Source organism: Microcystis sp. M061S2, assembly GCF_020245605.1.
Classification (GTDB): domain Bacteria; phylum Cyanobacteriota; class Cyanobacteriia; order Cyanobacteriales; family Microcystaceae; genus Microcystis.
Genome location: NZ_JADBUP010000018.1, coordinates 1 through 14089, shown reverse-complemented (window position 1 = coordinate 14089; position 14089 = coordinate 1). Strand labels below are relative to the sequence as shown.

The following is a 14089-nucleotide window of genomic DNA, read 5'->3' as shown; positions in this document are numbered from 1 at the left end:
TGAGTTGAGGATAAGCCGAAACCCTAATTTTACCCTAGCTGGTTAGCTCTATTCTTTCGTGGAAGTTGTGACCAAATCTCCTTAGTCCGAACTAACTTAGCTGACAATTAAAATATTAGAAAGTTTAATCATGGTTCCTTCTCTAACTAACAGACAGCATCAATGATTGACTGGACTCCCTATCTCAAATCAATCTCGGACTCGGAAAAGTACGCCCAGTGGGAGACATTTTACACCCTCACGGACGTAGAGGGAAAAACACGCCCGTCGAAAACTGCACCTTTGCTAAGGGATTTGTGGGTGCAGACGATTGAAAAAGAACCACAAAACCGACAAGAAAGACCAGAAAGACCAGAAAAACCCGAAATATTCACAGTTTTAGATGGTTTACGCGAATATGCGGCTAATCACGTTCTTTTAAAAGGTCGTCCCGGTTCAGGAAAATCGACCGCTTTAGCCAGATTATTATTAGAAGAATCCGTAGAAGCCCAAAGCTTGCGCCTAAATCAACAAAATCAAGCTAAAATCATTCAAATTCCCATTCTCATCGAATTACGCTTGTATGAAACCTCAATTCTTGATTTAATTTTACAATTCCTGCAACGCCATAAATTAATTATTGATAGTAATACCCTAGAAAGTTGGCTGTTAGAAAACCAGAATTTTAGACCATTATTATTATTTGATGGTATCAATGAATTGCCCTCAGATACTGCACGACAGAATTTAAAAAACTTTCGCCAGCAGTATGCAGAAATTTCGATGATTTTCACCACAAGGGATTTAGGCAGCGACGACTTAAACATTGAAAAAAAGCTGGAAATGCTCCCCCTGAGCGAAGCACAGATGCGGGATTTTGTCAAGGCCTATTTGCCTGAAAAAGGCGAAGAAATGCTTAAACAGTTGGGAAATCGTCTCAAGGAATTGGGAGAAACCCCCCTGCTTTTGTGGATGTTATGTGAAGTTTTTAATGAGAAAAGCCAAATTCCTGCTAATTTAGGCTTAGTTTTTCGACATTTTACCGAAACAGTTTATCACCACAAATTAAAAGCAGATGTTTCTACTTACCAAGAATCGCGGGATTGGTGGCGAGAATTGCTGCAAGTGTTAGCTTGGAAAATGACCCAAGGGGAGTCAAAAACTGAGATTCAGGTGGCTATTTCCCGAACAGAAGCAGAGGAAGAATTAAGCAAATTTATCAAAAATAAAGGATTCCCAGAATATTACAGTAAGCAGTGGTTAAAGGATTTACTGAAATATCATCTAATTCACCTAGAAGGTAATGATAAAATTGCTTTTCGCCACCAACTGATTCAAGAATATTACACGGCTGAGGAATTAAAGAAAAAGTTACCCCATCTCAGGGATGAGCAGTTACAGTGGGACTATTTGAATTATCTCAAATGGACGGAACCTGTGGCGTTACTGTTGGGGTTATTGGATAATGAAACCCAAGCAAAACGGGTGGTTAAATTAGGGTTAGAGATTGATTTAAAATTAGGAGCGAGGTTAGCAGGAGAAGTCAACTTTAAGTTTCAAAAGCAGACAGTGGGGTTAGTGCTTGGGTTGGATGTGCCGAAACAGTTTAAGGTGGAGTTATTGGGATTAACAAAGTCTAATCAAGTTGTTAATGAGTTACTCAAGGCTTTAAAAGACTCTGATGGGGTTGTTCGTAGGAACGCAGTCGAGGCTTTGGGTAAGATTGGCACAGAAACAGCCATTGCGGGATTACTCAAGGCTTTGGAAGAATCTAATAAAGATGTTCGTTGGAAGGCAGCCTTCGCTTTGGGTAAAATTGGCTCAGAAACAGCCATTGCGGGATTACTCAAGGCTTTAAAAGATTCTGATAAAGATGTTCGTAGCAACGCAGTCGTGGCTTTGTGTAAAATTGGCTCAGAAACAGCGATTCCGGGGTTACTCAAGGCTTTGGAAGACTCTAATAAAGATGTTCGTGGGAATGCAGCCTTCGCTTTGGGTAAGATTGGCTCAGAAACAGCAATTCCTCGGTCACTCAAGGCTTTAGAAAACTCTGATAGGAATGCTCGTAGGAGTGCAGCCTTCGCTTTGGGTAAGATTGGCTCAGAAGAAGCAATTCCGGTGTTACTCAAGGCTTTAGAAGACTCTGATGGGTATGTTCGTTGGAAGGCAGCCGCGGGTTTGGCTAAGATTAGCTCAGAAACAGCCATTCCGGGGTTACTCAAGGCTTTAGAAGACTCTGATGAGGATGTTCGTGGGAACGCAGTCTGGGTTTTGGGTAATATTGGCTCAGAAACAGCTATTGCGGGATTACTCAAGGCTTTAAAAGACTCTGATGTGTATGTTCGTTGGAACGCAGCCTTCGCTTTGGGTGAAATTGGCTCGGAAACAGCCATTCCGGAGTTACTCAAGGCTTTAGAACACTCTGATGTGTATGTTCGTTGGAAGGCAGCCGAGGCTTTGGGTAAGATTGGTTCAGAAACAGCCATTCCGGGGTTACTCAAGGCTTTAAAAGACTCTAATAAGTATGTTCGTTCGCAGGCAGCTGAGGCTTTGGGTAATATTGGCTCGGAAGCGGCGATGACTGAACTTATCAAATGCCTGAAAAATCCTGATTTTGTCACATTAAATAATGGCGATACTCTCTTTCAAGCTAGAGAAGCACTAGACACAATTCAAAACAAACTTAAATACTATCACCCCCTCCCTGAATCTATTTCTTACTCCACTCAATCCCCAACCTCTGAAACCTCATCTATTACCTATGATTTCAGAGGAGCTACTATTGGCAATTTAGCTCATAATGTGCAAGGAAACCAACAGAATTATCCCCAGCAACCTAATAACAATAACCCAGAGGAAAAATAACATGGTTCAGCAACTTAATAACACCCAAATCGCCATCAATACTTTATTGAATAAACTCAACGATTCTCTCCCCCAGATCCGCGCTAAAGCTGCCGAAGCCTTGGGCAAAATTGGCAATAGCAGCCTTGCCGACACCTTAGTATCCCATTTAATAGGAGAAAATGATCTTAATGTTCGCCTAAATCTGATTCGAGCTTTAGGAGAAATTGGCAATGAATCCGCAATTCCTTATCTAGCTTCCTGCTTATCTGATACTAATCCCGATATTCGGATAATCACGGCGGAATCTCTCGGAAAAATTGGTGGTGAAAAAGCAATATCCTATCTCATTCAATCCCTACAAGATACGGAAGTAAAAGTTCGTGTCACAGCCACAATTGCTTTAGGTGAAATTGGACTAGAAGATGTTATTCCTGATCTAGTAAATGTTTGTTACGATGAAGATGATAGCGTTCGTTTCAGTGCTGTTGATGCCCTCGGTAAAATTGGCTCTCGTTATGCAGTAAACTGATATGAAATTGAGGACAGAATCCCTCGATTTAATTATCAGAACTCTTGCCAAAAGACTATTCACAGACAAGAACCCAAGTATTCGGATTAAAGCCGCTCAATCCTTATTTTGATCCCCCTAAATCCCCCTTGAAAAGGGGGACTTGAATTCGACGTATCGCTTTCATTCAGAGAAATGTTCTCAGTTTTGCCATTATGGATGCTATAATTAGGGCTTGCTGAATAAATGTGAAATGTAGGCAAGATAGGGGTTTTGTGGCTTTTCTTGCGAAACAGGTGCAAGATTTTGAGAGAATCGTGCTTCAGAACCTTGCGTCTTCATCGGCCCGCGTCCTGTAGGGGCGAAGCATTCGGGCAATAACCTATCGGTGAAACCGGAGATTTTCTATCCGAATGCTTCGCCCGTACTTTTTGCCGCAAACCCTAATTATCATCAGTAATCTTCAATCTTTTAATCCTATGTCAGAAACTCCTAAATATGACCTTCGTGGAGCAAATATTGCTAACTTTGCCGATACGGTGCAAGGAGATCAAAAAGCAGTTCAACATAATTACGCCACACCCCAAAATTTAGCCGAAGCCGCCCAAGAAATCCAACAACTTATCAGCCAAATCACCCAAAATTATCCCACTAATACCGAAATTGAAAAACAAACTTTTGTCGCACAAGTTGACGCAGAAATCAAGAAAAATTCTCGTCTAAGAAGCATTTTAATCACGGGAGGAATTGAATTAATTAAAGTCCTCTGTCCTCCCCTCGGTATTCCCATTGAAATGGGTAAAAAATGGCTAGAAACTGATAATTTAAGTGAGTGAACCTAGAATATCAATCCTGTTAGTTAGAAACGATTAGATCGGAATCGCCGCTTACAATACAAGTCGCTTGACTATCGATCTCTGATCCTAAATACTGATTATCTTTATCATCTCTGCAAACCTTGATTTTCTCTAGAAGGTATCGATAATAATACTAAATCTGGTTATTAAAAACTGATTATTTATTCTCCCTTTTGCCTGTCCTCGTAAGTCACCTATGCTCAAGGGATTTAGTATCAGTTTACTGTTTACTGTTTACTGAACAATGAAAAAAACTCCCTGATTATCGCCGATGATACCAACGGGTAAATAATTTTTCTAACTCCACCCAAACGAATAATAAGGTACTAAACCCCAAACATATTAATAATTCTTCTTTAGTTAAAAATTGAGTGCCGAAAAAATCCCGCAGAGCAGGAACATAGATTAACATCAGTTGAAAAATTGTCGTCAGGGTTACTGCTACCCAAAGATAGGGATTAGTCAAAGGATTCATTTCTATGGTAAGATGATCGCTCGATCGCACGGAAATGGCATGACCCATCTGAGCTAAACAGAGAGTAGTAAAAACCATAGTTTTCCATGAACCGGTATTACCAAAAAGCGGATCCAAGCGCACAGCGATCAACATTTGAGTGATATTAATAATCGAAAAAATAATCCCAATTCTCACGATATAACTGCCCAAACCGCGAGCAAAAATACTTTCTTGGGGACTAAAAGGAGGGCGACGCATAATATTAGGAGAAGCGGGTTCCACTGCCAAAGCTAAAGCAGGTAAACCATCAGTAACTAAATTCATCCAGAGAATTTGTAGGGGAGTGAGAGGAGTAACTAAACCCAAAAGAGGCGAAGCAGCGATAGTAATCACTTCCCCGATATTACTGCCGAGAATATATTTAATAAAACTGCGAATATTGTTATAAACCACTCGCCCTTCTTCCGTGGCGGCGACGATGGTGGCAAAATTATCATCGAGGAGAATCATATCACTAGCCTCTTTGGTGACATCGGTTCCGGCGATTCCCATGGCAATACCGATATCTGCTTGTTTTAGGGCCGGAGCATCATTCACCCCATCTCCGGTCATAGCAACAAATTTACCCTTTTTTTGCAAGGCGCGGACAATAGTTAATTTATGTTCGGGGGAGACACGGGCATAGATGTTAGTTTTGTCAATAATGTTTTCTAGCTGAATTGGTGATAATTTATCTAATTCTCGCCCTGAGATGACTAAAGCTCCCGCTTGGGCAATACCAAGACTTTTAGCCACCGCTAGAGCGGTTAATTGATGATCACCGGTGATCATGATTGGACGGATTCCCGCTTCTCGACACCTAGCCACGGCGATTTGTACCTCTGGTCGCGGTGCGTCGATCATACCGACCATTCCTAACCAAATTAGGGCATCTTCGCTGATTTCAGTTGATTCTGGCGGATAAATTAGTGTTTTATAGGCTAATCCTAAGACTCGTAAACCCCTGTTAGCCATAGCATTGTTAGCGACTAAGACTTTTTCTTTTTCCCTATCCCCAAAAGGAAGACTTTCTAATCCCGATTGGTAGGAGAGACACTGTTCAAGAATTAATTCTGGGGAACCTTTGGTAAATAGTACGCGATTGACTCCTTGACAAATGACCGACATTCGCTTTCTTTGAGAAGAAAAGGGGATTTCAGCGATTCTAGGGAACTCTTGCTTGGTTAGGGATAAATTTAAGCCCGCTTTCGCCCCTAAAACTAATAAGGCTCCTTCCGTGGGATCGCCTAAAATGCTATCGTGACCATTATCGAGGTTTAAACTGGCATCGTTGCAGAGGATACTGGCAATTAAAAGATGATGTAATTCTAGATCGGTTTTGGGATCGATCGCCCGTTGCTCGGTGTCTAAAAATTGTCCTTTTGGGCTATATCCTTCCCCAGTAACTAAAAAACTGCGATTAACTGTCTCTATCTCGCGTACAATCATTTTATTTTCCGTTAGCGTCCCGGTTTTGTCGGAACAGATCACATTAACAGAACCAAGGGTTTCTACTGCCGGCAGTTTACGAATCAAGGCCTGACGTTTAACCATGCGTTGAGTACCTAGGGCGAGAGTTAGGGTGATAACTGCGGGTAATCCTTCGGGAACGACGGCTACTGCCATACTAAGGGAAACTTCGACTAATTCCTCTAGGGCCGACCAACCGGCATTGATCAGGCCGATGGTAATAGTCAGGGCCACTAGAATGAGAGAACCAGCAACAAGGACATTGCCCAAGTGAGTCATTCTTTTTTGGAGAGGAGTGGGTTCATTGCCGACTGTTGCTAACATTTGAGCGATTTTGCCTAATTCCGTTGTCATCCCCGTACTGGTAACGATGACCTTGGCCCGGCCTTGCAGTACCTCTGTTCCAGTAAAGACAAAATTTAAGCGATCGCCAAGGGGAGTATCCCTGTCTAAGGGGTCAATGGAGGCGGATTTATTAACACTATTTGCCTCTCCTGTCAAGGCCGATTCGCGAATTTGCAGGTTAAAAGCTTCGATAATTTGGCCGTCGGCGCTGATTTGGGTTCCCGCTTCAATCAGCATGATGTCCCCGGGGACGAGATTAACCGCATCTATTTCTGTGCGTTGACCCTCGCGAATAACATTAACTTGGGGAGAGGAAAGTTTTTTTAAAGCGGCCAGAGCTTTTTCGGCGCGACTTTCTTGCAGATAGCCGAGGATGCCATTGAGGATGACAATTGTTAAGATAGCGATCGTATCTTTGAAGGGAACACCAATTTTAGCCAGATGACCGCGCTGCAATTCCAGTAAATCCAGTCCTCCGGAAATTATGGCCACGGCAATTAAGAGGAGGAGCATAATATTGGTAAACTGATCTAGGAGAATTTGCCAATTACTGCGCCCTGGACGTTCTTGTAGTTCATTTTTGCCATAATATTTAATTCTTTCGGCGATTTGCTCCCTATTGAGGCCATTAACAGCCGAACTACCGAGGATAGATAGGGTGGTTTCCACCGGATAGGTATGCCAAGGTTGTTGCAAGTTAAGGCTAGAATGGGCAGAATAGTCGGCATTAGCGGCCATGGCAAGTGAAGATAGTTGATCTAGATAGATCTTAGCCCTTTCTTTCCAGGGTCACAGAAAAAAACAAATGTTTAAACTGGCTCTTCCTGCTCATAGACAGTCTTAACGAGTAATGTAGATAAGTAGCTGGTTATAATTAAATTGAAGATAGATCCCCCCTTAATCCCCCCTTGATAAGGGGGGTGTCTGAAAGTTTTTAACATCTACCTACTTAGTCAACAGCTTAGTAGGGCAAAGTAAACCAAAATTGTGAACCTTTTTCATCATTATTCATAATGCCAATTTCGCCTCCGTGAGCATGGATAATTTGACGACATAGATATAAACCTAGTCCTAAACTAATCTGATTGTTATTGTTGCCTCGTTGATAGCGATCAAATAATTGTTTTCTCTGGGTTTCGCTAATTCCCACCCCATTATCGGCAATGCTACACCGGAGATAATTACCCTCTAGTCTAGCCGAGAAAGTGATAATTATACCTTGGGGATTGTGTTTAAGAGCATTGGCTAATAAATTCTCAAAAACTCGCCAGAGATGGTGAGCATCGGCATTAACTAAGGGTAAATCGTGGGAAAAATTATTAATTAAAGTTGCTTGATTTTCCTTTAATCTTAACTCCCATTCCTGACCGATCTGTTGACCGATTTCGTAGAGAGATAAAGGCTTTAGTGCTAGGGAAACTCCCCAAAGATCATTTTGTCGGGTTTCGACGAGAGAATCAATTAAAGTTAATTGTCGATCACAACTGTCGGCCATCTGTTGTAAAATCTTCCGGGATACTTCTTTAGTTTCTCCCTGAGAATTTTTAATTAAATTATTTAAGATCATTGACATCCCGATCACGGGATTGCGGAGATCGTGAGAGACAGCATGAAGATAAATTTCTAAAGTTTCCTCAGTTTTTTGACGTTCTTTAATTTCGTTTTGTAGTTGTTTTTTTTGACGGCAAATAGTTAATTGATTTTCGATGCGGGCCATGACTTCTTCCCCTTGAAAAGGTTTAGAAATATAATCGACACCTCCCACTTGAAAAGCTTTGACTTTATCGAAGACATCATCAAGAGCGCTGATAAAAATCACGGGAATTTCTCTGGTGTTTTCATCAGCTTTTAACTGTTCACAAACTTGATAACCATTGAGATCGGGCATATTAATATCGAGGAGGATCAGATCGGGAATTAGCGATCGCACTGTATTCAGGGCCATCTGTCCATTAATCGCTTTCCGTACCTGATATCCCTTCTCGGTGAGCATAATCGACAATAGCCGCACATTATTGGGCAAATCATCGACAATTAAGACACTAGGGCGCGATGTGAGTTGAGTCATGCCGGTTATTTTATAACTCAAACTATTTAGTAAAAGTGTATAAAAAAACAGACGCGACACTCGCATCTGTTACAAAATTAACTATATTTTGAGGACAAGAACATCTAAGGATTTTCACCACCCACAGCGATACCAGTACCATAAATCTGAGCATTTGTCAAGTTAATTCTCTCCATTGATGCACCCGTCACATCGGCATCATAAATCACGGCGCTGGTGAAATTGACTCCATCGAGATCAGCTTGATTCAAACTGGCATTAGTCAGAAAAGCTGCGGTTAAATTTGCGCCTTCTAGGTTAGCATCGGTCAAATCTGCGCCCTCTAAGTTAGCTTCCTCCAGATTAGCTCCCTGTAAATTCGCTTTTCTCAAATCGGCACCGATTAGATGCGCCCCTCTTAAATCTGCACCCCGGAGATCACAGCCCGGACATTCCCGCGTATTCAATAATTGTTGCACCTGTTGGGGATTTTCCGCACCGACGGGGTTAATCAGCAGTAAGGAGGCTAGGGAACCTAGAACAATCATTAAAGTCCTTTTCATCGTTTTAGCCTCCTCTTTCGTTTTCCTCTCTACTTTTAGGATAGGAAAAAAGCTGCTAACTAACTTCCCCCGATCGGGCTAATTCTCCTGTTATCTCACTTTTGCTTGCTTTTGCTAGTCGATCTCTCCTTTCATTACCGTTGCGATCGCTGCTCGGGCATTTTCCTTAAATTCCTTGACATCGACGCGACTTAATAACCAAACTGCTAGGATCATTCCCAGTGCTTGCACGAGGAAAACTAAGCTATAGGCTAAAACCGGGCTAGAAAAGATAACTTTACCGATATTTAAAATCGTACCGCCTAAAACCGTGGCTAATCCCCGGGCGATCGCTTGTGATAATCCCCAAGCGCCGATAAAAGTTCCCGCAGTTTCGGCGGCGGTTAAATCTAACATTAAACTGGTAGCCCCGGCGGTAATCATTCCCGAAGCTAAACCGAAAAAGAGCAAGCTTGATTTTAATAAACTTTGGTCAGCAGAAAAGCCGGCAAAAATCAAGAGAATAAAACAAATTGTTGCAAAAATACAGCCATATTTAGTGGTTTTTTGTTTACCGATGCGGGGAATGAGCATAAATCCCGTGGCGGCAATACCAAAAAGGGTTCCAGTTCCCCAAAAAGCGTTTAATTGGGTGGTTTGGGCGATACACATCCCAAAAACCTCGCCCCCAAACGGTTCCATAATTGCATCCTGCATAAATAGACTCAAAGTCATCATCAGCAGGAAGGTGAAAAATAAACCGGTTTGCCGACTAGCGGTGAGAACTTGTAACGCATCTTTAAAGGTAATTTGATCCTCTCTTTGCACAAGAGTGGACCGACTACTAAAACGAGAATATTTTTTTTCTACGCCAAAAGTCGCTAAAATGCAGAGACCGAAAACGATAGCGGGCATAATCGTGAACACGGGGTTAATTGTCGCCTGTAGTTGCGGAATATTGGCTATGGGGGCTGATTGAGTCGGATCATAGGTCAAAATCTCTGTACCGCAGATATTGGGAGTATCCAGCAAACGAGAACTAACGATCGCCCCGACGACGATTCCCACCATCAGCATTGACCAAACTATAGCAACTAATTGCGATCGATTATCTTCATCGGACACATCCACCAAGAGGGCGGAAAAAGGGGTAGAACTGGCACTTAAAGCGAGTCCGTAGAGGGCGAAAATTAAGGCTAAGAGGGCAATCCAAGCGTAGGAAATGGTATTCCATCCCGAAGTTTGAATACTAAGTCCCAATTGCCAAACTACCTGCAAAGCAATAAAAGCTAAAGCGGTAAAAACTGCCGCCCCAATCCAGACATAACCGCTGCGATGATGACCTAAAATAGTTTTACCGTCGGATCTTTGCCCAAACCAGATGCGTGCTGGACTAACAAACTGGTGCATAGCGATCGCAGCTGCGGCGAGAAAGGGTAAAACTTTTAACTCATCGATCATAATCCGATTGAGAACCCCCAAAGTCAGCAGGGACATAATACCTAGTCCCATCTGAAAGAGTCCTAAGCGAAACATGGTGAAAAGTCCCAGTTTTGGCAGGGGTTTTGGGGATGAGTGAGTAGAATGGGGAATATCGCTGGTAGCCATAGTTAAATCAATACGGGAAAAAAGCCAGTATTTAAAAATTTAACGCAGGACGAGCAGACATCTTCTGGGGATTTAATTTTCTATCTCCAATAACCAAGTGGTCAGATCTGTCAAGCTGGTAAAATCGAGCAGCGCTTCTCCTAAAGTTTCTAATTGTTCTAGAGATAGTTCTCGGATTTGTTGGCTTAAAGTCGAGGATATTTCACCTAAACGACGGTTAAGTAGCCGTAGAATCAAAGAAACCGCTTCTTCTCGTCTTCCTTGTGCTTTTCCACTTTCCCGGATGTCCTGATAAATAACTGATTCGCGCATAATTTCTTCCCTTAATAAACTTCCGATGATTTCCTTACTTAATACTAACCCCGCCAGAATTGCTGTAGCGGCGGCTAAATTGCTTTTTTCAGTTCTACCCTCGATATTATCAATTTTTGCGGCTACTTGTCGTAGAATTTCGGGACGATTAGAGGTTTTTCCTAGATTGGCCAAGGGTAACAATCCTGATAATCCTAACATTTTCTCGGCTGGAATTTCCCAGAGACGAAGCACTTCGTATTCATGACGGGTATTGGGAAGAATAAAAGCGTTTTCCTGCACCAAAGGTGATGAGGTTTCTTTCAGGTAAATTACCACTTGTCGCATGGTTTTTTTGGGGAAGCGACGATAGACTCTAGTGCGATAATCTAACATCCGAAAGGACATTTTTGGGTCAGGTTCGGTCTGGAATTCGAGATGAAGAATAATCTGATCTGATTCTAACAAAATCAGGGCATCGGCCCGAATCGGTTCTAGAGACAGTTCCGAGGGACTCAATTGGGTGAAGGAGAGAGGTTCTCCTAATAACCATTGGGCGAAGTCACGACTATAATTTTCGGCGAGAAATTTACAGACATTATCATACATTTCTTGATTCTAATCAATGAGATATTTATAGTGTTTCTGATCAAGATGAAGTCTAACCTAATTTGGTATCAACGAGCGACTCCCCAAAACAAAAACTTTGTACCTCATCATTAAGATAACTGCTGTAAATTCGATCGAGGTAGGTGCAGATTACAATAAAACTGAGCCTCAAGGAGACTCAGTTTCTAGTTTTTTAAGGGCGGGAAATTAACGAATGTACTCTTTGAGGATACTATTGCGGTTAGGGTGACGCAGTTTCCGCAGGGCCTTGGCTTCTATTTGACGAATGCGCTCGCGAGTGACGTTGAAAATCTGGCCGATTTCTTCGAGTGTTTTCATCCGGCCATCATCTAAACCGTAGCGCAGCCGCAGCACATCGCGTTCGCGAGGACTAAGGGTATCGAGGACGTTTTCTAAATCCTCGCGTAATAGATTTTTAGAAACTTCATCTTCTGGGGTTTCCCCATCCGCTTCGATAAAGTCTCCTAAACGGGAATCTTCTTCTTTACCGATAGGAGTCTCTAGAGAAATCGGTAATTGGGCAGATTTGGCAATAAAACGCAGTTTTTCGATAGTCATCTCCATCTTGGTGGCGATTTCTTCCTCGGTGGGTTTGCGACGCATTTCCTGAGAAAGAATCTTGGTGGTTTTTTTGATCCGAGAGATGGTTTCGTAGAGGTGGACGGGAAGTCTAATGGTGCGGGATTGATCGGCGATCGCCCGGGTGATGGCTTGACGAATCCACCAAGTGGCATAGGTGGAGAATTTATAACCCTTTTCGTGGTCGAATTTTTCGGCGGCGCGGATCAAACCGAGGGAACCTTCTTGAATTAAATCTTGGAAGGAAAGACCGCGATTCATGTATTTCTTGGCGATCGAAACCACTAAACGCAGGTTCGATTGTACCATTTTTTCCTTAGCGCGACGACCATGGTACAATCGACGCTTAAAGGCCGATAAGTATTCCTTTGATTTCGCCAGCCATTCTTCTACCATGGGAGCCGTTAGCTCCGTCTTACCTAAATAAGCCTTAATATCCGATAATTTCGGTTCTTTTTCCGATTTTTCGGCGATAATTCTTTCGATGCGCTCGAACAGGAAAACCTGTTTTCCCCATTCAGCATCGCTATAGAGGCAAAAATCTTCGCGAATGCGTTCTAATTTCAGTAGATCGGCGATTTTTCTCGCTAATTCGATCTCCTCCTCCGCTCTCAATAACCGAATCCTGCCAATCTCTTGCAGATAAATCCGAATCGAATCTTCCGTATAGGGTTTTTTTCTGGCCGCGTCGCGACGACGAGCGCTGGCAAGGCGGCGGTTTTTTTTGCCATCGTTGCTATCGCTGGTTTCTTCTAGCTCTAACTCGATATCCTCATCATCGAAGTCTTCGTCTAGGTCAATCAAATCTAAATCCAATTGCGGCTCGGTAAGGGTTAGTACATCGTGGGCCTGCGTCATGCCGTTTTCCTCTTGCTCCTTCTGTGCAAAACTAGAAGATCGAATCTCAATCTAGGTGATACTGAACGAATTTGTGTCTCCAATCCGAGACGGGGAAAGACTTTTCCGATTGTAGCTTTAATTACAACAAATGGGAGAAGATCTTTGCTTAAATTCTCTTGTGTCGATGCGATTTTAGCGACACGGAATGCTGTTTTAGCTCGGTCAACTCATAATCTGGCTCCTGCAAAAATTGGGTAAATGGCTGGAGGACTGGAATCCGATCGCCGGTTTGTCTGCGGTGTTGACCAGATAGCTAACAATCAAAGGAATTATTGGACGGGTTAACTGTTCCCAATGGCAAGGGGAACAGCATCCCTATTGGCCCTTGCTAATTCCTTTAGTCTTTAGCTATTGTATTTAATTTGATCGGATTCTTACGGATAAATTTCATCCCTCATTGCTTTTACGCGAATCTGTTTTTGGTACATTAGCACCATGATTAATCAGAGCGCAAGCTCATAATATTAACTTAGCAACATTTTAGAAATTTGCGAGACAAATTTAAGATTTTCTCCAACAGCGCCATGGGAATTATGAATTATGAATTATGAAGTGGGGTGGTCACTGCGTGCGCGTTGCGGGGGGAAGTGGGGAAGTGGGGTGATGGGGTAGTGGGGGAATTTCAAGTAACACCCTAACACCCTAACACCCTAACACCCTATCTAGACTTGTAGCATTTCGGGGGTTTTTTCCTTCTGCTGCAGTGCGACATGGAGACGGTTTAAGGCACTGACGTAGGCGCGAGCGGAGGCGACAATAATATCGGTATCGGCTGCGCGAGCAGAATAGGTGCGTCCTTCGTAACGGAGACGGATAGTCACTTCTCCCAAAGCATCGATTCCCTCGGTAACTTCCCGCACCGAGAAAGAGATTAATTCGTTAGGAATCTGCACCACTCGATCGATCGCTTTGCAGAGAGCATCTACCGGTCCTGTACCAATGGCCGCATCGGATAACTCGCTACCGTCGGGAGTGCGAATCGTTACCGTG

11 protein-coding genes are annotated in these 14089 nt (G+C 42.8%); 3 read left to right on the top strand and 8 right to left on the bottom strand.

Features of this window, described 5'->3' with window-relative positions:
* Positions 1 to 162 precede the first annotated feature (162 nt).
* From IM475_RS03100 to IM475_RS03090, 3 genes are all read left to right on the top strand, one after another.
* Positions 163 to 2844, top strand: a complete 2682-nt coding sequence (locus tag IM475_RS03100; protein ID WP_287726651.1) for a HEAT repeat domain-containing protein — start codon at positions 163 to 165, stop codon at positions 2842 to 2844.
* 1 nt (position 2845) lies between these two features.
* Positions 2846 to 3355: a HEAT repeat domain-containing protein gene (locus IM475_RS03095; RefSeq protein ID WP_002782678.1), complete on the top strand. Its 510-nt coding sequence runs from the start codon at positions 2846 to 2848 to the stop codon at positions 3353 to 3355.
* A 458-nt stretch (positions 3356 to 3813) separates the two neighbouring features.
* Positions 3814 to 4170 carry a hypothetical protein gene (locus tag IM475_RS03090; RefSeq protein WP_287726650.1) on the top strand — a complete coding sequence of 119 codons (357 nt, stop codon included), beginning with the start codon at positions 3814 to 3816 and terminating at the stop codon, positions 4168 to 4170.
* A 19-nt stretch (positions 4171 to 4189) separates the two neighbouring features.
* Here IM475_RS03090 and IM475_RS03085 read toward each other — a convergent pair whose 3' ends face one another.
* The 8 genes from IM475_RS03085 to IM475_RS03050 form a co-directional block, all read right to left on the bottom strand.
* A complete protein-coding gene (locus tag IM475_RS03085; RefSeq protein ID WP_080602295.1) occupies positions 4190 to 4297 on the bottom strand; it encodes a putative toxin-antitoxin system toxin component, PIN family in 108 nt (35 codons plus the stop codon).
* A gap of 156 nt (positions 4298 to 4453) precedes the next feature.
* On the bottom strand, positions 4454 to 7240 hold the full coding sequence (locus tag IM475_RS03080; protein ID WP_287726649.1) for a cation-translocating P-type ATPase: 2787 nt from the start codon (positions 7238 to 7240) through the stop codon (positions 4454 to 4456).
* A 223-nt stretch (positions 7241 to 7463) separates the two neighbouring features.
* The gene (locus IM475_RS03075; RefSeq protein WP_287726648.1) at positions 7464 to 8570 is read right to left on the bottom strand and encodes a hybrid sensor histidine kinase/response regulator; all 1107 of its coding nucleotides are present in this window, start codon (positions 8568 to 8570) and stop codon (positions 7464 to 7466) included.
* Between the two features lie 104 nt (positions 8571 to 8674).
* The gene (locus IM475_RS03070) at positions 8675 to 9112 is read right to left on the bottom strand and encodes a pentapeptide repeat-containing protein (protein WP_287726647.1); all 438 of its coding nucleotides are present in this window, start codon (positions 9110 to 9112) and stop codon (positions 8675 to 8677) included.
* Positions 9113 to 9226: 114 nt separating this feature from the next.
* Positions 9227 to 10699, bottom strand: coding sequence for a BCD family MFS transporter (locus IM475_RS03065; RefSeq protein ID WP_287726646.1), 1473 nt, complete (start codon positions 10697 to 10699; stop codon positions 9227 to 9229).
* Positions 10700 to 10771: 72 nt separating this feature from the next.
* Positions 10772 to 11599, bottom strand: a complete 828-nt coding sequence (locus IM475_RS03060) for an Rpn family recombination-promoting nuclease/putative transposase (RefSeq protein WP_287726645.1) — start codon at positions 11597 to 11599, stop codon at positions 10772 to 10774.
* A gap of 207 nt (positions 11600 to 11806) precedes the next feature.
* The gene (rpoD, locus tag IM475_RS03055; protein ID WP_409770802.1) at positions 11807 to 13057 is read right to left on the bottom strand and encodes an RNA polymerase sigma factor RpoD; all 1251 of its coding nucleotides are present in this window, start codon (positions 13055 to 13057) and stop codon (positions 11807 to 11809) included.
* Positions 13058 to 13761: 704 nt separating this feature from the next.
* A partial coding sequence (locus tag IM475_RS03050) for an alpha-isopropylmalate synthase regulatory domain-containing protein (protein ID WP_287726644.1) occupies positions 13762 to 14089 on the bottom strand: 328 nt, incomplete at its 5' end.

Coding starts and splice junctions, on each gene's coding strand:
- IM475_RS03090 (WP_287726650.1), top strand. CDS start 3,814: ATGTCAGAAACTCCTAAATATGACCTTCGTGGAGCAAATATTGCTAAC.
- IM475_RS03095 (WP_002782678.1), top strand. CDS start 2,846: ATGGTTCAGCAACTTAATAACACCCAAATCGCCATCAATACTTTATTG.
- IM475_RS03080 (WP_287726649.1), bottom strand. CDS start 7,240: ATGGCCGCTAATGCCGACTATTCTGCCCATTCTAGCCTTAACTTGCAA.
- IM475_RS03100 (WP_287726651.1), top strand. CDS start 163: ATGATTGACTGGACTCCCTATCTCAAATCAATCTCGGACTCGGAAAAG.
- IM475_RS03075 (WP_287726648.1), bottom strand. CDS start 8,570: ATGACTCAACTCACATCGCGCCCTAGTGTCTTAATTGTCGATGATTTG.
- IM475_RS03070 (WP_287726647.1), bottom strand. CDS start 9,112: ATGAAAAGGACTTTAATGATTGTTCTAGGTTCCCTAGCCTCCTTACTG.
- IM475_RS03060 (WP_287726645.1), bottom strand. CDS start 11,599: ATGTATGATAATGTCTGTAAATTTCTCGCCGAAAATTATAGTCGTGAC.
- IM475_RS03065 (WP_287726646.1), bottom strand. CDS start 10,699: ATGGCTACCAGCGATATTCCCCATTCTACTCACTCATCCCCAAAACCC.
- rpoD (WP_409770802.1), bottom strand. CDS start 13,057: ATGACGCAGGCCCACGATGTACTAACCCTTACCGAGCCGCAATTGGAT.